This is a genomic window from Burkholderia sp. BCC0506 (assembly GCF_902833145.1).
Lineage (GTDB): Bacteria > Pseudomonadota > Gammaproteobacteria > Burkholderiales > Burkholderiaceae > Burkholderia.
The window spans coordinates 156209-173847 of the sequence record NZ_CADFEN010000008.1; the positions used below are offsets into that span (position 1 = coordinate 156209).

A 17639-nucleotide genomic window follows, 5' to 3' on the forward strand; every position below is an offset into this window, starting at 1 on the left:
ATGCCGATGCGGCTCGATGTAATGCATCGAACAGGAGACTGCGATGAAGCGGATCGGCATGGCAGGGTGGCTGACCATGTTGCTGGCGAGCGCCGCGCTCGCGCGGGCCGGCGATACCGACGCACCCGACGCGCGACGCAACTGGTACAACGATCCGTTCGTCGCGCTGTCGCAGGACGTGGCCGAATGCCCGTTGCCGCTCGGCCCGTGGATGACGCGCGCCGAGATGACGGACGATGCGCACTACCGCGCCGAACGCGGGACGACCTGCTGGCTCGCCCATCGCTGCACGAAGCCGAACTCGTATATGTATGACGCGTCGATCGCCGATGCGGCGAAGGCGCACTTCGCGGCCTCCGATCGCTTGCGCGGCACGAGCCTGTGGATCACCGTGCAGCGACGGTTCATCTACGTCGAAGGATGCGCGGACAGGGCGTTCGATCGCCAGGCGCTGCAACGCGAATTCGAGGCGCTTCCGGACGTCGAGCAGGTTTTCATTCGCATCACCGACGATCCGCGCAAGCGCTTGCCATACAAGGCGCGCGGGCAACCCGATCGCACGCCGGACTGACGGCCGAAGGGCGGCCCGTGGCATACTCGCTGCATTCAAAAAAAGGTTGACGGGAAGAACAATGAAACACATGCTTGCGTCGGTCTGTCGGTGGCCTCGGGCGGCCGTGATGTTGGCTCTGGTTGCAGGGCTCGGCGGATGCGGTGGCGGTGCCCCGCTGTTCACTTCGGACGGGCGTCCGACCACTCAGGTGCAATGCACCGGCAGCGACTGGAGCAATTGCACGGACAATGCCCGGGCCATGTGCAACGGGGATTTCGACGTGATCCAGCAATCGACGGATGACGCCGTGCGAAATCTTCTCTTCGCATGCAAGAAGAAGAGCGGTTATTGATCCCGAAATGACCGGCTGAGGAGACCACGATCGGGAGAAGCGCTTTTCCGCTTGCTTTGAGTCACTTGTTTTTTCACGAATAACACTCATGGAGTCCCATCCATATGGCGACCTACAGGCAACTGACCGCGCAGCTCGAACGGCTTCAGCAAAAGATCGACAAGGAACGTGAAAAGGCGATTGCCGACGCGATTGCGACTATCCGCGCGAAAATCGACGAATACGACATTACGCCGGAAGAGCTCGGTTTTCGCCCGGCAGGATCGGCCTCCGCCGCTGCCGCCGCGAAGCCCAAGCGGACCTTGCCGCCCAAATACCTGAACCCGAAGACGGGCGAAACCTGGAGCGGCCGCGGACGGGCGCCGGCGTGGCTCGGCAAGAATCGCGGACGTTTCCTGATCAAGGACTGACTCCCGAAAATCCTCACCTTTCGTATGTCGACTGACGGTGCGAACGGCCATGCGGCCTTCGCACCGTTTTGTTTTCATGCGATCGCCCTGCGATTTTCCCCGGCGAATTGAAGTGCAATGCCGCGCAATTAACGGATCCTGTTTTGCGAATTCGCCGCGATCCGGCCGCATATTGCGGGGAATTTCCGTAAACAGCGGCGTAATCGCGCCATGCATGCATATGGGCATTCGTGTTTTTCGCGGTGCATGCGTGACGCGGATTTTCATCACCGTTCGCGCATTGCCGCAGTGTGTCGTGCGATTCCCGAAGATACTCACCATGGCTCCTGTAAATCCTCACCTTTGAGAGCGCGGCTGCGGTCGAGCCGCGTTGTGTGCCTCGTGCGAGCGACGCTTCGATGCCGGGCCGCATGTGTTGCATGCCCATGGTGCGAGTATTGACGTCCGTCGAATAGTCGGCCGTTCGGCATATAGGCAGCCGCAGGCGCTTCACCTATGCTTGGAGTTCGCGTCGATCGGCGCCCGGCCCGCCCGGCCGCATGCCGATCGAGTCGTCTTTCGTCATCGCAGGGAGTCGATGTGACCGTTCGCCATCTCGATGCGTTGTTCCAGCCCAGGTCCGTTGCGATCGTCGGCGCTTCGTCGCGCGCAGGCAGTATCGGCGCGATGGTATGGTCGCGCGTGCTCGACGGCGCGTTCCAGGGGCCCGTGTGGCCGGTCAATCCGAAATATCGAGAGCTGGACGGTCATAAGGTCGTCTCCGATGTCGACCGGTTGCCCGCGCCGCCGTCGGTTGCCGTGATCTGCACGCCGCCCGCGACCTGGGCCGGCATCGTGCGCAAGCTCGGTGAGCTCGGCACGCGTGTCGCGGTGATCGTCGGCGAGGCGCGCACCGATGCCGATCGCGCCGCGGTCGATCGCACGCTGAAGGCGGCGAAGCCGTTCGTGCTCCGTATCGTCGGGCCCGGCAGCCTGGGCGTGCTGTCGCCGGCGCGGCACGCGCATTTCGGCGCGCCGGCGTATACGGCGCGATCGGGCGGCGTCGCGTGGGTGTCGCAATCGAATGCGTTGACGAATGCGGTGCTCGGCTGGGCCGACGCACGCGGCCTCGGCTTTTCGCATGTCGTCGCGCTCGGCAGCGAATCCGACGTCGATGCGGGCGACGTACTCGACTACCTGGCGAGCGATCCCGGCACACGCGCGATTCTGCTCGAGCTCGATACCGTGCGCGCCGCGCGCAAGTTCATGTCGGCGGCGCGCGCGGCCGCACGCAACAAGCCGGTGCTCGCGCTGCGTACCGGCCGAGCCGATCCCGGCGACGCACTCTACACGGCGGCGTTCCAGCGCGCGGGCATGGTGCGCGTCGATGCGCTCGACGATCTGCTCGACGAAATCGAGACGCTCGGCGTCGGCCGCGTCACCGCACGGGGGGCGGCGACGCTCGTGACGAGCGACGCGGGCGTGGCGAAACTCGCGGTCGATGCGGTGGCCGAGGTGCGCGACGTGCTGACCGACTGGTCGCCCGCGGCAACGTCGGCCGTCGCGGCCGCGCTGCCGCATCTCGCGGCGCCCGGCAATCCGCTCACGCTGGGCGACGATGCGCGCCCCGAGCACTTTGCCGCGGCGATCAAGGCGCTCGCGCCGTTTCCGCAGACGGGCACGCTGTTCGTCGTTCATTCCACTTCGCACAGTGCGCCGGCCGATGCGGTCGCACGCACGCTGATCGACTCGCGGCAGTACGCGCAGCGCGGCATCCTCGCGTGCTTCTTCGGCGCGGTCGACGCGGCGACGCGCGACGCGCTGCACGCGAACGGCATCCCGGTGCACACGACGCCGCAGCGGCTCGCACGCGCGTATGCGCGTCTCGTCGACTACAACCTCGGGCGTCAACTGCTGATGCAGACGCCGGAGGGCACGCCGCCGCAGCCGGCCGAGTGCGTGGCGTCCGCCCAGGCCGACGCGCACCGCATGGTCGAAGCCGGTCGGCATGAACTGACCGACGAAGCCGCGCTGCGCTGGCTGTCCCATTTCGGTCTGCAGGGCGAGCAGCCCAACGAGCCTGCGGGCAAGCAGGTCGTCGATATCACGGTCGACATGTACGACGATTCGAACTTCGGTCCGGTGTTTCGCTATGCCGTGCCGCCGGCGGATGGCGTATCGGCGCCGTTCGTCGTCTACGGCCTGCCGCCGCTGAACACCGTGCTCGCCCGCGCGGTGATGGAGCGCTCGCCGTATGCGCGCGGCACGCCCGTCGAGCCGACGCTCGATGCGCTGACGGCACTGTCGCAGGTCGTCTGCGACGTGCGCGAAGTCGTTGCGATGTCGGTCACGCTGCGCGTGCTGTCCGACCGCGCACGGGTGGTCGCGCCGCGCATCACATTGGCCTCGGGGCGCAGCCGGCTCGCGATCATGCCGTATCCGCGGCATCTCGAGCAGACGCTCGAGTGGCGTGGCGAGACGGTGACGATCCGGCCGATCCGTCCGGAGGACGAGGCCGCGCACAACGAACTGCTCGGCGCGATGACGCCGGAAGATCTGCGGATGCGTTTCTTCGGCGCGGTGCGCAGCTTCGATCATTCGCAGGTGGCGCGCATGACGCAGATCGACTACGACCGTGAAATGGCCTTCATCGTGTCGTTTACCGATGTGTCGGGGCGCGACCACACGCTCGCGGTGGCGCGTGCGGTCGCCGATCCCGACAACGAGACGGCGGAGTTCGCGATCGCGGTACGGCCCGACCAAAAGGGCAAGGGGCTTGGCCGGCTGATGATGAACCGCATCATCGACTACACGCGCTCGCGCGGCACCGCGTGGATGGTCGGCGAGGCGCTGCGCGAGAATTCGGCGATGATCTCGCTCGCGAAATCGTGCGGTTTCGAGGTGTCGACGACGGAGGAGCCCGGCGTCGTGGGTTTCAGGATGAAGTTGCAGCCGTAGGCGTCGGCCCATGGTTTGACGCCGGGGTGGCGCGTGGCGGCGATGCTGCAATGTCTCGCCATGGCGCCATTTCCATCAGGAATCCAAATAAGTTGAAAACAGCCTCCCCGATGCAGCGCTTGCCAGCGTGTCGGGCCCGCCGATCGTGGCGATATCGCGACGCACGCATGACGTCCGGAGAGTCACGCCGGCATGCGGCGATATTCATCCTGCGCGGTCGTTTCACGCGAGGTGCTTGCACGCATTCGTGGCCGTATTCGGACCTCGTACATTCGAGTCCAGCACCAAGGTGAGACTTTTCGGGAGCAGAGGGTGAACTTTTCCGGGGCGGCATGGTGAGCCGATACGGGAGCGTTCGGTGAGCCTTCCCGGGAACAGCGGGTGAGTACCTGCGGGAGAGGCTGGTGAGCCTTTCCGGGACGCCTCGGTGAGCACTTGCGGGAGCGATCGGTGAGGAGGTTCGGGAGGCGTCAGTGAGCGTCTCCGGGAGCCTTGGGTGAGACTTTACGGGAGGTCACGGTGAGGGCTTGCGGGATGCTCGGGTGAGCTTTTTCGGGAGCATGTGAACGCACGGCTCCCATCGGCGCCGCGCCGGCCAACGCCGGCGTGACGCACCGGTACGGACACGCACGAACCGTGCCCGTGACGACACTTACGCAGCGAGTTTCGACGCCGCGTCGTTTACCTGCTCGCGCGAAATCGCGAGTTCCTCGAGGTGCGGATCGGCATAGACCGCACCGGTTTCGCGCTCGAGGCGCGCGATCGTCAGCGCACAGCGCGCGGTGTCTTTCGGCATCGCGATGAAGCGCTTGACCGATTCGCCGGACGTGAACGCGTCGAACAGTGCGCCGCGCACGTCGTCCGGAAGCGTCTTGGTCCACTGGTACGGCTTGCCGTTGAACGTGATCGACGGCGGCAGCGTGCGTTCCTTCTTGGTCGCCGTGATGAGCCCGTAGGTGCGGGCCGCGTCGCCGATCTGCTCCGGCGAGAAGAGTTCGTCAGGCGTGATGTCGAACTGCTCGATGTAGTTCTCGATCGCCTGCATCGCGGCGGCCCGGTCGTCGCGCTTCTTCTGCGCGCGCGCGACGATATCGCGCAGCTCGTCCGCTTCCTCGGGCGTGATCGTGAAGCTTGCCTGCTTCTGCTGAAGTTCGGAGAAACGCTGGAATTCTTGATCGTTCAGAAGTTTGGCCATGACATCCATCGGACACGACGGCCGCGACAACCGGCCGCCGTAGTTTTTGAGAGGGCCGCTATTCTAGCGTAGCGCCGCGGGTACCCGATGCGACGTCGCGCATCGGGTACCGCACGGGCGTCGCGCGCAACCGGAGCCGGCGCGCCGTGCCGTGCCCGGTCCGCCGTGCCCGGAAGCGGCACGTCAGCAGGTCTCGGTGCGGCACATCGACAGATGGGTGGCCGTGTCGCGCAGTGCGCCGACGACCACGTCGACGGACGGTGCCATGTGTGCATCGATCCGGCGCATGTACGGGCACGTCAGCACCGCGATCGCGTGGCCGGCCGGCCCGAGGATCGGCACGGTCAGGTCGGTCACGCCGTACGCCTGGCGGCTGTCCTGGCGCAGGTAGCCGGACTGCCGGATCGACTGGCACGCATTCGCGAGCTCCTGCTCGTTCAGCGGCGCCTCGCCCTTGACCTTGCGGTGCTCGGCCAGCATGTGCGCGCGTTGCTCGGGGCCCTGGAACGCCAGCATCATGCGCCCCGATGCCGTATCGGCGAGCCCGACGCGCGAGCCGAGCCGGACCGACACGCCCCACGGGCCGGGCCCGTCCACCTGCGCGATCACGAGCAGGTTGCCGCGATCGTAGACGGACAGGTGGCACGACTGTTCGGCGGCATCCGCGAAGCGCTGCATCGGCGGCAGCGCTTCGGCGATCAGCCGATTCATCGGCGGATGCCGGTGTGCCAGCGCGAACAGCTTGAGGCTGAGCGTGTAGCGGTCGCCGCCGGTCGAACGCATCACGTAGCGGCGCGCGACGAGGCGTTCGAGCATCCGGTAGATTTCGCTCGCGTTACGGCCGAGCTCCTTCGTGATTTCGGTGCGGGTGAGTCCTTCCTTCTGCTCGGACAGGAGTTCGAGAATGTCGAGGCCCTTGTCGAGCGCGGGTGCGCGATAGCGGTCGGTAGCGGCCATCGATTCCCGTGCGTCGCAGCCGGGAAGCGGGTCGTTGTTTGTCTGCATTGTCGATGTGAGGTTGGGGGATTACCGTCGATCGGTCGGCGACGCACGCTGGCCGGTTCTGCACGCGTAGAGGGCGGCCCCGCGTATGGCAATGAAAGCCAACCGCATGAGCTTAGCAATAAACATACAGTGTGCAATGCAGCGTCTTTTTACCGATCATTACCGGTCAAGAACGGATTGGCAAACGTTTTCGATGACAGAGGCACCCCGAATAGCCAGTATTCATGCACCGATGGCAGGCGCTGCCGCGAACGCCGGCCGATCGCCCGACGCCGATGCAGCGCATGCTGCGCCGCAGCGTCGGCAGGCGCACCAATAGTCGGTATCCGCCGCGCGTCATTTCATGGCGCGCGGCCGATGGTACAAAGGCTGGCGGGCCAGCGACGGTGCGGCCGCGCGTGGAGCCGGTCGGCAGGGGCCGGTACGCGCGCGGATGCCGGGCCGTCGTTGCCGATGCGCAGACCGGCGGCCGCCCGTTCGATGCGCGCCGTACCGTCGTACGGCGCCGCGATCGCTGCGCCCGCGCGACCCGCGCGCGTCGACGGCATGCCGCGTGCGGCGCCGACGCGTGCAATCGACGATCGACGATCAGGCCGGCGCGCGGCTGCGAAAGGCCGCGGCGGCCGGTATTCTGTCCCATTCGACAACAGAGGTTAAGCACGATGAAACTGCTTCGCTATGGCCCGTCCGGCCAGGAAAAGCCCGGCATCCTCGACGCGGCCGGCCGGATTCGCGACTTGTCCGCGCATGTGCCGGATCTTGCCGGCGATGTGCTGTCCGACGCGGGTCTCGCGCGGCTGCGCGCCATCGATCCGGCCACGCTGCCGCTCGTGTCCGGCGAGCCGCGCATCGGCGCGTGCGTCGGTCAAGTCGGCAAGTTCATCGGCATCGGCCTGAACTATGCCGACCACGCAGCCGAAGCCGGCATGCCGGTGCCGAAGGAGCCGGTCGTGTTCGGCAAGTGGACGAGCTCCATCTGCGGCCCGAACGACGGCATCGACATCCCGAAGGGCTCGGTGAAGACCGACTGGGAAGTCGAGCTGGGCGTCGTGATCGGCGCGAAGTGCAAGGACGTCGACGAAGCGCGCGCGCTCGATTACGTCGCGGGCTACTGCGTCGTCAACGACGTGTCCGAGCGCGAATGGCAGATCGAGCGCGGCGGCCAGTGGGACAAGGGCAAGGGTTTCGACACGTTCGGCCCGATCGGCCCGTGGCTCGTTACGCGCGACGAAGTCCCCGATCCGCAGCGTCTCGACCTGTGGCTCGAAGTCGACGGCCACCGTTATCAGAACGGCAACACGCGCACGATGGTGTTCACCGTCGCGCAACTGATCGCGTATCTGTCGACCTGCATGACGCTGCAGCCGGGCGACGTGATCACGACCGGTACGCCGCCGGGCGTCGGCATGGGGATCAAGCCGTCGCCGGTCTTCCTGAAGGCCGGCCAGACGGTGCGCCTCGGGATCGACGGGCTCGGCGAGCAGTTGCAGCGCACGCGCAACGCGCAATAAGCGGGTGCGCGGCGCGGGCCCGCTGGAGGATGTCGCCACGCGCGCGCCGGCCAGGCTGCCCGACACGCCGGCATGACCGCCGCCGGTGACCGGCGTGCACCGAACGACGATGTAGCCAAAACCACGGGCCCGATTCCGCGCGATGCGGAATCGGGCCCGTGCCGCTTGTCGGCATCCGTACGAGGCGAATCACACGACGTTGTCGAGTTCGCAGTGCGCTTCGAGCCGATATCCGTCGGGGTCGACGACGAACGCCGCGTAGTAGCCCGGGCCGTAGTGCTCGCGCTTGCCGGGCCCGCCGTTGTCCTTGCCGCCGTGCTCGAGCGCGGCGCGGTAGAACGCGTCGACCTCGACCGGCGACGCGGCCTTGAACGACAGGTGCATCCCCGACTCCGGATCGGCGACGACGGGGCGAGCCGCATGCTGCAACCACAGCTCGGGCTCGGTCGTGCCGTACCCGATGGCACTGTCGTCGCTATACAGGCGCTTGTAGCCGAGTGCGCCGAGCGCGCTGTCGTAGAAGGTGCGGCTGCGGTCGATGTGGGCAACGCCGAACGAAAGGTGATCGATCATCTGTGGCTCCTTTGAACTGAAGGGGGACGTCAGTCAGTGCGGCAAACCTGTTACAGGCACCATGCCAGCCGTTTGTAGCGCAGCGCGCCGAGCGCGATGTCGCCGTACCCGCGGCCGGTGGCGGTGTGGATAACGCCGAACGAAAAACGATCGAACATCTGTGTCTCCTTGAATTGAAGGGGGCGTCAGTGCAATCAACCTGTTTTTAACCACCATGCTGGTTATGTTAGAAATCGCTCCGGCGCTTGTCAACCGGCATGGTGGTTAGATACGATCGCGTCATGAGCAAAATGCAACCTTCCGTCACGACGGACTGCCTGATTCCGGCGCCGCCCGATACGCTGAGCGTCGATTTCGCGAACACGCTGTACTGGCGCGGCAGCGATCCGCCGACGGAAACCTTCGGCACCCTGGACGACCTGCTGGCGTGGTGCCGCGAACAGGCCGGCGTGCCGGCCAGCCTGACCGACGCATGTCGCGTGCCCGACAAGGAGCAAGAGAAGGGCGACGAGCCGGCGACGCTCGCTCGGGCGCTCGCGTTGCGCGAGGCGCTGTATCGGCTGTTTCATGCGCAGGCGGAGCAGCGCGAGCCGCAGGATGCCGATCTCGCGCTGCTCGGCGGCTTCCTGGCGGAAGCGTCGCCGCGCATTGCGCTGGCGCGCGTCGACGGCCGCTATGCGTGGCGCATCGATGCGTCGGGTGCGACGCTCGCGCGGCTGTTGAGCCCGGTGCTGTGGTCGGCGATCGACCTGCTCGGTGGCGCGCGGCTCGCGAAGGTCAAGCGCTGCGCGAATGACGCATGCCAGTGGCTGTTCATCGACGACAGCAAGAACGGCAGCCGCCGCTGGTGCTCGATGTCGTCGTGCGGCAATCGCGCGAAAGCGTATCGCCACTATCACAAGGCCGAATGACGGGGCGGCCCGAGCCTATTTCGCCGACAACTTCCGCCACAGCGTCGTCTTGCTGATGCCCAGCATCGCGCATGCGCGATCGCGGTCGCCGCCGCACGCGTCGAGCACCGCGCGGATCTCGTCGGCTTCGGCGCGACGGCGGCGTGCCTGCAGGGTTTGCGCGTCGTCGGCGTCGGCCGCGTCGGGCGGCGCCGCGAACAGCTCGGGCGCGATCACGTGCAGCGCGCCGGGATCGAGCGCCGCGCACGCGGCGGCCGGATCGCGCTCGTCGACTTCCTCGGCCAGTTCCACCGCGATCCGCTCGACCACGTTCTGCAGTTCGCGCACGTTGCCGGGCCAGCGGTAGCGCGCGAGCGTCGCTTGCGTTGCGTCGAGCACGCGCAGCGCATCGGCGGTGTCGCGCACGCGTTCGGCGAGCCGCGGCTCGCGCCGCGCGGCCTGCACGAGCAGCGTCGCCGCGAGCGCGGGAATGTCGGCCGCGCGCTCGCGCAGCGGCGGCAGCCCGATGTTCAGGATGTTGAGCCGGTAATAGAGATCCGCGCGGAACGTGCCGGCCTCGACGGCCGCGAGCAGCGGCCGGTGCGTCGCGGCGATCACGCGCACGTCGATGCGGATCGGCTCGGTCGAGCCGAGACGAATCACCTCGCGTTCCTGCAGCACGCGCAGCAGCCGGCTCTGCAGCGACGGCGGCATCTCGCCGATTTCGTCGAGAAACAGCGTGCCGCGGTGCGCGGCCTCGAACAGGCCGGTCTTGCCGCCGCGCCGCGCGCCGGTAAACGCGCCTTCTTCATAGCCGAACAGCTCGCTCTCGAGCAGCGCCTCCGGAAACGCGCCGCAGTTGACGGCGACGAACGGGTAGCCGCGCCGCGCGGACAGCGCATGCAGGCTCTGCGCGATCATTTCCTTGCCGGTGCCGCTTTCGCCGAGCACGAGCACGGTCGCGTCGGATTTCGCGTAGCGGCGCACGAGCTCGCGCACGCGCGTCATCGGCGCCGACGCGCCGACCACGTCGTCGAGCGCATAGCGGGCGGCGAACTGCTGCGTGGTCGGCTGCGAACGCAACGCGCGATCGAGCCGTTCGACCGCGCGCGACTCCTGGAACGTCAGCACGCTGCCCGATGTGACGCCGCGATCGACGAGCGGCCCGCGATGCACGACGTAGCGCACGCCGCGCACGGTGGCGAGCGCGTCGCCGTCCTCGCCGCGCAGCGTGCGCAGTTCGGGCCGCAGGTCGACGAGCGCGCGGCCGACGGCCGCCGCGGGCTCGACCCCGAGCGCCGACGCGAGCCGCTCGTTGATCGCCTCGATGCGGCCGTGCGCGTCGAGCGCGACCACGCCGTCGCGCAGATGCTGCAGCAGCGTGTCGAGCCGCTGGCGGCGGAACGCCTCGGCGTGCGTCGCATACGCGACTTCGAGCGCCGTCTCGACGGCCTTGCGCACCGACGCATGCGAATACAGGAACACCGCACCCATGCCGGCGCTGGCCGCGAGGTCGGTGACGAGGCCCGGGCCGACGATCGTTTCGATACCGCGATCGCGCAGGTCGTGCACGCAGGCTTCCGCTTCCTGCGCGGACTGATATGACGCAAACTGCACGTCGAGGCCATACGCGGCGACGAAGCGGCGCACTTCGGGCGGCGTCTCGCCGGCGCTCACGAGCGCGATCCGCGCGGCGTCGCGCCGCGCGCGGGCGAGCGCCTGCATCACGTCGAAGCCGGTCGGCGACACGACCACCACCGGTACCGGCGCCCGCGTTTTCAGGAAGCCGCCGTTCGAGCCGGCCGCGACGATCACGTCGGGCCGCGCGGTGCCGGCCTCGGCGATCGCGCCGAGCGCATCTTCATAGGCGCGCGTGACGATGCGCACGTCGGCGCGTTCGTCGAATTCGCCGGCGATCTCGCGAAACAGGTCGCGCAGCCGGCTGATGCCCATCGCCCAGATGCGCGGGCGCACCGTGCGGTCGGCCGGGCCGACGGGCTTGGTCGAAGAGAGGTCCATGACGGCCGATTATGCGCGCGCGATTTCATTTTTGAAACATGAAATTGCCGAATTGAAATCGAACGGCGATGCTCCGGCCGGGCCGGTCGCTTAATAATCAGTGGGTTAGCGACGTGTCGCAAGCTGGCCCGGTCCTTGCTGTTATCGGGCATTCCATCAGGAGGCCGTTCATGAGCAACACGCATCTTCAGAGCGCCGGCGCGAAATTCCGCGCGGCAGTCGCGGCCGAGCAGCCGCTGCAGGTGGTCGGCGCGATCACCGCGTACGCGGCCAAGATGGCGCAGGCCGTCGGCTTCAAGGCCGTGTACCTGTCGGGCGGCGGCGTCGCCGCGAACTCGCTCGGCATCCCCGACCTCGGCATCAGCACGATGGAAGACGTGCTGATCGACGCGACCCGCATCACCAACGCGACCGACCTGCCGCTGCTGGTCGACATCGACACGGGCTGGGGCGGCGCATTCAACATCGCGCGCACGATCCGCTCGTTCATCAACGCCGGCGTCGCGGCCGTGCACCTCGAGGACCAGGTCGGCCAGAAGCGCTGCGGCCACCGTCCGGGCAAGGAAGTCGTGCCGACCGAAGAAATGGTCGATCGCGTGAAGGCCGCGGTCGATGCGCGTACCGACGACCAGTTCGTGATCATGGCGCGCACCGATGCGGCCGCCGCCGAAGGGATCGACTCGGCGATCGAGCGCGCGGTCGCGTACGTCGAAGCCGGCGCGGACATGATCTTCCCGGAAGCGATGAAGACGCTCGACGACTACCGCCGTTTCAAGGCGGCCGTGAAGGTGCCGATCCTCGCGAACCTGACCGAGTTCGGCTCGACGCCGCTGTTCACGCTCGACGAGCTGCGCGAGGCGAACGTCGACATCGCGCTGTACTGCTGCGGCGCGTATCGCGCGATGAACAAGGCCGCGCTGAACTTCTACGAAACGCTGCGCCGCGACGGCACGCAGAAGGCGGCCGTGCCGACGATGCAGACGCGCGCCGAGCTGTACGAGTTCCTCGGCTATCACGAATACGAGCGCAAGCTCGACGAACTGTTCGCGCAGGGCAAGAAGTAACGCGGCCCGGCCCCCGATACCCATTGGAGAAGGAAAACATGAGCGAGACGAAAGACGCAGCAGCACCGGCCGCCGCAGGCGCATTCAAGCCGAAGAAGTCGGTGGCGCTGTCGGGCGTGACGGCCGGCAACACCGCCTTGTGCACGGTCGGCAAGACCGGCAACGACCTGCACTACCGCGGCTACGACATTCTCGACGTCGCCGAATCGTGCGAATTCGAGGAAATCGCGCACCTGCTGGTGCACGGCACGCTGCCGAACCTGACCGAACTGGCTGCGTACAAGGCCAAGCTGCGCGCGCTGCGCGGCCTGCCGAGCGCGCTGAAGGCGGCGCTCGAGCAGATCCCGGCGTCCGCGCATCCGATGGACGTGATGCGCACCGGCGTGTCGGTGCTCGGCACCGTGCTGCCGGAGAAGGACGACCACAATCTGCCGGGCGCGCGTGACATCGCCGACCGCCTGATGGCGTCGCTCGGCTCGATGCTGCTGTACTGGTATCACTTCTCGCACAACGGCAAGCGCATCGAGACGGAAACCGACGACGACTCGATCGGAGGCCACTTCCTGCACCTGCTGCACGGCAAGACGCCGTCGAAGTCGTGGGTCGAGGCGATGCACACGTCGCTGATCCTGTACGCGGAACACGAATTCAACGCGTCGACGTTCACCGGCCGCGTGATCGCGGGCACGGGCTCGGACATCTATTCGGCGATCACCGGCGCGATCGGCGCGCTGCGCGGGCCGAAGCACGGCGGCGCGAACGAAGTCGCGTATGAAATCCAGAGCCGCTACAGCTCGCCGGACGACGCCGAAGCCGACATCCGCCGCCGCGTCGAGAACAAGGAAGTCGTGATCGGCTTCGGCCATCCGGTCTACACGATCTCCGATCCGCGCAACAAGGTGATCAAGGGCGTCGCGCACAAGCTGTCGAAGGAAGCCGGCGACCTGAAGCTGTACGACATCGCCGAGCGTCTCGAATCGGTGATGTGGGACGCGAAGAAGATGTTCCCGAACCTCGACTGGTTCAGTGCGGTGTCGTATCACATGATGGGCGTGCCGACCGCGATGTTCACGCCGCTGTTCGTGATCTCGCGCACGTCGGGCTGGAGCGCGCACATCATCGAGCAGCGCATCGACAACAAGATCATCCGCCCGAGCGCGAACTACACGGGCCCGGAAGACCTGCAGTTCGTGCCGATCGAGAAGCGCTGATCGCTGCGCCGCGCGCGCCGGCGCCCGCGACGCGGGCCGCCGCCGGCGCGTGCGGCATGTCTCACCCCGAATTCCGCCCCACATCATGAATACCGCCTACCGCAAACCCCTGCCCGGCACGTCGCTGGACTATTTCGACGCGCGTGCCGCGGTCGATGCGATCGCGCCCGGCGCCTACGACACGCTGCCGTATACGTCGCGCGTGCTCGCCGAAAACCTCGTGCGCCGCTGCGATCCGGCGATCCTCGCCGATTCGCTGAAGCAGATCGTCGAGCGCAAGCGCGAACGCGATTTCCCGTGGTTCCCGGCGCGCGTGGTGTGCCACGACATCCTCGGGCAGACGGCGCTCGTCGATCTCGCCGGCCTGCGCGACGCGATCGCGGACGGCGGCGGCGACCCGGCGAAGGTGAACCCGGTCGTGCCGGTGCAATTGATCGTCGACCACTCGCTCGCCGTCGAATGCGGCGGCTTCGATCCGGACGCGTTCGCGAAGAACCGCGCGATCGAGGATCGCCGCAACGAGGATCGCTTCCACTTCATCGAGTGGACGAAGAAGGCGTTCGAGAACGTCGACGTCATCCCGCCGGGCAACGGCATCATGCACCAGATCAACCTCGAGAAGATGTCGCCGGTGATCCAGGCGCAGGACGGCGTCGCGTACCCGGACACCTGCGTCGGCACCGACAGCCACACGCCGCACGTCGATGCGCTCGGCGTGATCGCGATCGGCGTCGGCGGGCTGGAAGCCGAGAACGTGATGCTCGGCCGCGCGTCGTGGATGCGCCTGCCCGACATCGTCGGCGTCGAGCTGACCGGCAAGCGCCAGCCCGGCATCACCGCGACCGACGTGGTGCTCGCGCTGACCGAGTTCCTGCGCAAGGAAAAGGTGGTCGGCGCGTACCTCGAATTTCGCGGCGAAGGTGCGGCGAGCCTCACGCTCGGCGATCGCGCGACGATCTCGAACATGGCGCCCGAATACGGCGCGACGGCCGCGATGTTCTTCATCGACGGCCAGACGATCGACTACCTGCGCCTGACCGGCCGCAGCGACGAGCAGGTGAAGCTGGTCGAGACCTATGCGAAGACGGCGGGCCTGTGGGCCGACACGCTGAAGCGCGCGCAGTACGAGCGCACGCTGACGTTCGACCTGTCGAGCGTGGTGCGCAACATGGCCGGCCCGTCGAACCCGCACAAGCGGCTGCCGACGTCCGATCTCGCCGCGCGCGGGATCGCCGGTCGGTGGGACGAGAAGCCGGGCGAGATGCCCGACGGCGCGGTGATCATCGCCGCGATCACGAGCTGCACGAACACCAGCAACCCGCGCAACGTGATCGCGGCTGCCTTGCTCGCGCGCAACGCGAATGCGAAGGGCCTCACGCGCAAGCCGTGGGTGAAGAGCTCGCTCGCGCCCGGCTCGAAGGCGGTCGAGCTGTATCTGCAGGAAGCGAACCTGCTGCCGGAACTCGAGAAGCTCGGCTTCGGCATCGTCGCGTTCGCGTGCACGACCTGCAACGGGATGTCGGGCGCGCTCGACCCGAAGATCCAGCAGGAGATCGTCGATCGCGACCTGTACGCGACGGCCGTGCTGTCCGGCAACCGCAACTTCGACGGGCGCATTCACCCGTATGCGAAGCAGGCGTTCCTCGCGTCGCCGCCGCTCGTGGTCGCGTATGCGATCGCCGGCACGATCCGCTTCGACATCGAGAAGGACGTGCTCGGCCACGACCAGGACGGCCAGCCCGTCACGCTGAAGGACATCTGGCCGACCGACGAGGAAATCGATGCGATCGTCGCGTCGAGCGTGAAGCCCGAGCAGTTCCGCAAGGTCTACGAGCCGATGTTCGCGCGCACGGCCGATGCGGGCGAGCGCGCGGCGCCGCTGTACGACTGGCGCCCGCAGAGCACGTATATCCGCCGTCCGCCGTACTGGGAAGGCGCGCTGGCCGGCGAGCGCACGTTGCAGGGCATGCGTCCGCTCGCGGTGCTCGGCGACAACATCACGACCGACCACCTGTCGCCGTCGAACGCGATCCTGCCGGACAGCGCGGCCGGCGAGTACCTCGCGAAGATGGGCCTGCCGGAAGAAGACTTCAACTCGTACGCGACGCACCGCGGCGACCACCTGACCGCGCAGCGCGCGACCTTCGCGAACCCCACGCTCGTCAACGAGATGGCGGTCGTCGACGGCGCGGTGAAGAAGGGCTCGCTCGCGCGCGTCGAGCCCGAAGGCAAGGTCGTGCGGATGTGGGAAGCGATCGAGACGTACATGAATCGCAAGCAGCCGCTGATCGTGATCGCCGGCGCCGACTACGGCCAGGGTTCGTCGCGCGACTGGGCCGCGAAGGGCGTGCGGCTCGCGGGCGTCGAGGCGATCGCCGCCGAAGGCTTCGAGCGGATCCATCGCACGAACCTGATCGGGATGGGCGTGCTGCCGCTCGAGTTCAAGCCGGGCACGAACCGGACGACGCTCGGCATCGACGGCACCGAGACCTTCGATGTGGTCGGCGCGCGCACGCCGCGCGCCGAGCTGACGCTCGTGATCCACCGCAGGAACGGCGAGCGTGTCGAGGTGCCGATGACGTGCCGGCTCGATACGGCCGAGGAAGTGTCGATCTACGAAGCGGGCGGCGTGCTGCAGCGGTTCGCGCAGGATTTCCTCGAATCGTCGCAGGCGGCCTGACCCGGTCATACAGGGACAACACACAACATGGCTCACATTCCTCAAATCAGGATTCCCGCGACCTACATGCGCGGCGGCACCAGCAAGGGCGTGTTCTTCCGGCTGCAGGACCTGCCCGACGCCGCGCAGGCGCCGGGCGCCGCGCGCGACGCGCTGCTCTTGCGTGTGATCGGCAGCCCCGATCCGTACGGCAAGCAGATCGACGGGATGGGCGGCGCGACGTCGTCCACGAGCAAGACGGTGATCGTGTCGAAGAGCACGCGGCCGGGGCACGACGTCGATTACCTGTTCGGCCAGGTCGCGATCGACCGTGCATTCGTCGACTGGACCGGCAACTGCGGGAACCTGTCGGCGGCGGTCGGCCCGTTCGCGATCGGCGGCGGCCTCGTCGATGCGTCGCGCGTGCCGCGCGACGGCATCGCGACCGTGCGGATCTGGCAGGCGAACATCGGCAAGACGATCGTCGCCCATGTGCCGATCGTGAACGGCGCGGTGCAGGAGACGGGCGACTTCGAGCTGGACGGCGTCACGTTCCCGGCTGCCGAAGTGCAGCTCGAATTCATGGACCCGGCCGCCGAGGAAGAAGGCGCGGGCGGCGCGATGTTCCCGACCGGCAACCTCGTCGACGATCTGGCCGTGCCGGGCATCGGCACGCTGAAGGCGACGATGATCAACGCGGGCATCCCGACGATCTTCGTCGACGCGGAAGCGATCGGCTATACGGGCACCGAGCTGCAGGACGCGATCAACGGCGATGCGAAGGCGCTCGAGAAGTTCGAGACGATCCGCGCGCACGGCGCGCTGCGCATGGGCCTGATCGACACGCTCGACGAAATCGCGACGCGCCAGCACACGCCGAAGATCGCGTTCGTCGCGAAGCCGGCCGATTACGTCGCGTCGAGCGGCAAGCGCGTGAAAGCGGGCGACGTCGACCTGCTGGTGCGCGCGATGTCGATGGGCAAGCTGCATCACGCGATGATGGGCACGGCGGCGGTCGCGATCGGCACGGCCGCGGCGATCCCCGGCACGCTCGTCAATCTCGCGGCGGGCGGCGGCGAACGCAATGCGGTGCGTTTCGGGCATCCGTCGGGCACGCTGCGCGTCGGCGCCGAAGCGCGGCGCGAGCACGGCGAGTGGACCGTCACGAAGGCGATCATGAGCCGCAGCGCGCGCGTGCTGATGGAAGGCTGGGTGCGGGTGCCGGGGGATGCGTTCTGATGCCCGGCGGTTGGCGCGTGC

The 17639-nt window shown here is 67.5% G+C and carries 14 protein-coding genes; 10 read left to right on the forward strand and 4 right to left on the reverse strand.

Going from position 1 to position 17639, the window contains the following annotated elements:
• The first annotated feature begins 43 nt into the window (after positions 1-43).
• From HWX62_RS19855 to HWX62_RS19870, 4 genes are all read left to right on the forward strand, one after another.
• Positions 44-571: a BON domain-containing protein gene (locus tag HWX62_RS19855; protein ID WP_175931160.1), complete on the forward strand. Its 528-nt coding sequence runs from the start codon at positions 44-46 to the stop codon at positions 569-571.
• 61 nt (positions 572-632) lie between these two features.
• Positions 633-905: a hypothetical protein gene (locus HWX62_RS19860; protein ID WP_012493616.1), complete on the forward strand. Its 273-nt coding sequence runs from the start codon at positions 633-635 to the stop codon at positions 903-905.
• A gap of 104 nt (positions 906-1009) precedes the next feature.
• On the forward strand, positions 1010-1315 hold the full coding sequence (locus HWX62_RS19865; RefSeq protein ID WP_175931161.1) for an H-NS histone family protein: 306 nt from the start codon (positions 1010-1012) through the stop codon (positions 1313-1315).
• Positions 1316-1894: 579 nt separating this feature from the next.
• Entirely contained in the window at positions 1895-4252 is a 2358-nt protein-coding gene (locus tag HWX62_RS19870; protein ID WP_175931162.1) for a GNAT family N-acetyltransferase, read from the forward strand.
• Between the two features lie 652 nt (positions 4253-4904).
• On the opposite strand, the gene HWX62_RS19875 is transcribed toward HWX62_RS19870, so the two are convergent.
• Together HWX62_RS19875 and HWX62_RS19880 are read right to left on the reverse strand one after the other, a co-directional pair.
• Positions 4905-5456, reverse strand: coding sequence for a hypothetical protein (locus tag HWX62_RS19875; RefSeq protein ID WP_175931163.1), 552 nt, complete (start codon positions 5454-5456; stop codon positions 4905-4907).
• A 174-nt stretch (positions 5457-5630) separates the two neighbouring features.
• Entirely contained in the window at positions 5631-6452 is an 822-nt protein-coding gene (locus HWX62_RS19880) for an IclR family transcriptional regulator (protein ID WP_175931164.1), read from the reverse strand.
• Between the two features lie 662 nt (positions 6453-7114).
• Here HWX62_RS19880 and HWX62_RS19885 point away from each other — a divergent pair.
• Positions 7115-7963 carry an ureidoglycolate lyase gene (locus HWX62_RS19885; RefSeq protein ID WP_175931165.1) on the forward strand — a complete coding sequence of 283 codons (849 nt, stop codon included), beginning with the start codon at positions 7115-7117 and terminating at the stop codon, positions 7961-7963.
• Between the two features lie 189 nt (positions 7964-8152).
• On the opposite strand, the gene HWX62_RS19890 is transcribed toward HWX62_RS19885, so the two are convergent.
• Complete coding sequence (locus HWX62_RS19890; RefSeq protein WP_175931166.1) at positions 8153-8536, reverse strand: VOC family protein; 384 nt, start codon at positions 8534-8536, stop codon at positions 8153-8155.
• Between the two features lie 257 nt (positions 8537-8793).
• Here HWX62_RS19890 and HWX62_RS19895 point away from each other — a divergent pair, with 257 nt between their 5' ends.
• Complete coding sequence (locus HWX62_RS19895) at positions 8794-9447, forward strand: ABATE domain-containing protein (protein ID WP_175931224.1); 654 nt, start codon at positions 8794-8796, stop codon at positions 9445-9447.
• Between the two features lie 15 nt (positions 9448-9462).
• Here HWX62_RS19895 and prpR read toward each other — a convergent pair whose 3' ends face one another.
• Complete coding sequence (prpR, locus tag HWX62_RS19900) at positions 9463-11445, reverse strand: propionate catabolism operon regulatory protein PrpR (protein ID WP_175931167.1); 1983 nt, start codon at positions 11443-11445, stop codon at positions 9463-9465.
• Between the two features lie 170 nt (positions 11446-11615).
• Here prpR and prpB point away from each other — a divergent pair, with 170 nt between their 5' ends.
• The 4 genes from prpB (at position 11616) to prpF (ending at position 17618) form a co-directional block, all read left to right on the forward strand.
• Positions 11616-12509: a methylisocitrate lyase gene (gene prpB, locus HWX62_RS19905; RefSeq protein WP_175931168.1), complete on the forward strand. Its 894-nt coding sequence runs from the start codon at positions 11616-11618 to the stop codon at positions 12507-12509.
• A gap of 38 nt (positions 12510-12547) precedes the next feature.
• On the forward strand, positions 12548-13720 hold the full coding sequence (prpC, locus tag HWX62_RS19910; RefSeq protein ID WP_034205934.1) for a 2-methylcitrate synthase: 1173 nt from the start codon (positions 12548-12550) through the stop codon (positions 13718-13720).
• Positions 13721-13805: 85 nt separating this feature from the next.
• On the forward strand, positions 13806-16400 hold the full coding sequence (gene acnD, locus HWX62_RS19915; protein WP_175931169.1) for a Fe/S-dependent 2-methylisocitrate dehydratase AcnD: 2595 nt from the start codon (positions 13806-13808) through the stop codon (positions 16398-16400).
• Between the two features lie 27 nt (positions 16401-16427).
• On the forward strand, positions 16428-17618 hold the full coding sequence (gene prpF / locus HWX62_RS19920; protein WP_175931170.1) for a 2-methylaconitate cis-trans isomerase PrpF: 1191 nt from the start codon (positions 16428-16430) through the stop codon (positions 17616-17618).
• The last annotated feature ends 21 nt before the right edge of the window (positions 17619-17639 follow it).

Coding starts and splice junctions, on each gene's coding strand:
- HWX62_RS19860 (WP_012493616.1), top strand. CDS start 633: ATGAAACACATGCTTGCGTCGGTCTGTCGGTGGCCTCGGGCGGCCGTG.
- HWX62_RS19880 (WP_175931164.1), bottom strand. CDS start 6,452: ATGCAGACAAACAACGACCCGCTTCCCGGCTGCGACGCACGGGAATCG.
- prpR (WP_175931167.1), bottom strand. CDS start 11,445: ATGGACCTCTCTTCGACCAAGCCCGTCGGCCCGGCCGACCGCACGGTG.
- prpF (WP_175931170.1), top strand. CDS start 16,428: ATGGCTCACATTCCTCAAATCAGGATTCCCGCGACCTACATGCGCGGC.
- HWX62_RS19885 (WP_175931165.1), top strand. CDS start 7,115: ATGAAACTGCTTCGCTATGGCCCGTCCGGCCAGGAAAAGCCCGGCATC.
- HWX62_RS19890 (WP_175931166.1), bottom strand. CDS start 8,536: ATGATCGATCACCTTTCGTTCGGCGTTGCCCACATCGACCGCAGCCGC.
- HWX62_RS19865 (WP_175931161.1), top strand. CDS start 1,010: ATGGCGACCTACAGGCAACTGACCGCGCAGCTCGAACGGCTTCAGCAA.
- prpC (WP_034205934.1), top strand. CDS start 12,548: ATGAGCGAGACGAAAGACGCAGCAGCACCGGCCGCCGCAGGCGCATTC.
- HWX62_RS19875 (WP_175931163.1), bottom strand. CDS start 5,456: ATGGATGTCATGGCCAAACTTCTGAACGATCAAGAATTCCAGCGTTTC.
- HWX62_RS19895 (WP_175931224.1), top strand. CDS start 8,794: ATGGTGGTTAGATACGATCGCGTCATGAGCAAAATGCAACCTTCCGTC.
- HWX62_RS19855 (WP_175931160.1), top strand. CDS start 44: ATGAAGCGGATCGGCATGGCAGGGTGGCTGACCATGTTGCTGGCGAGC.
- acnD (WP_175931169.1), top strand. CDS start 13,806: ATGAATACCGCCTACCGCAAACCCCTGCCCGGCACGTCGCTGGACTAT.
- prpB (WP_175931168.1), top strand. CDS start 11,616: ATGAGCAACACGCATCTTCAGAGCGCCGGCGCGAAATTCCGCGCGGCA.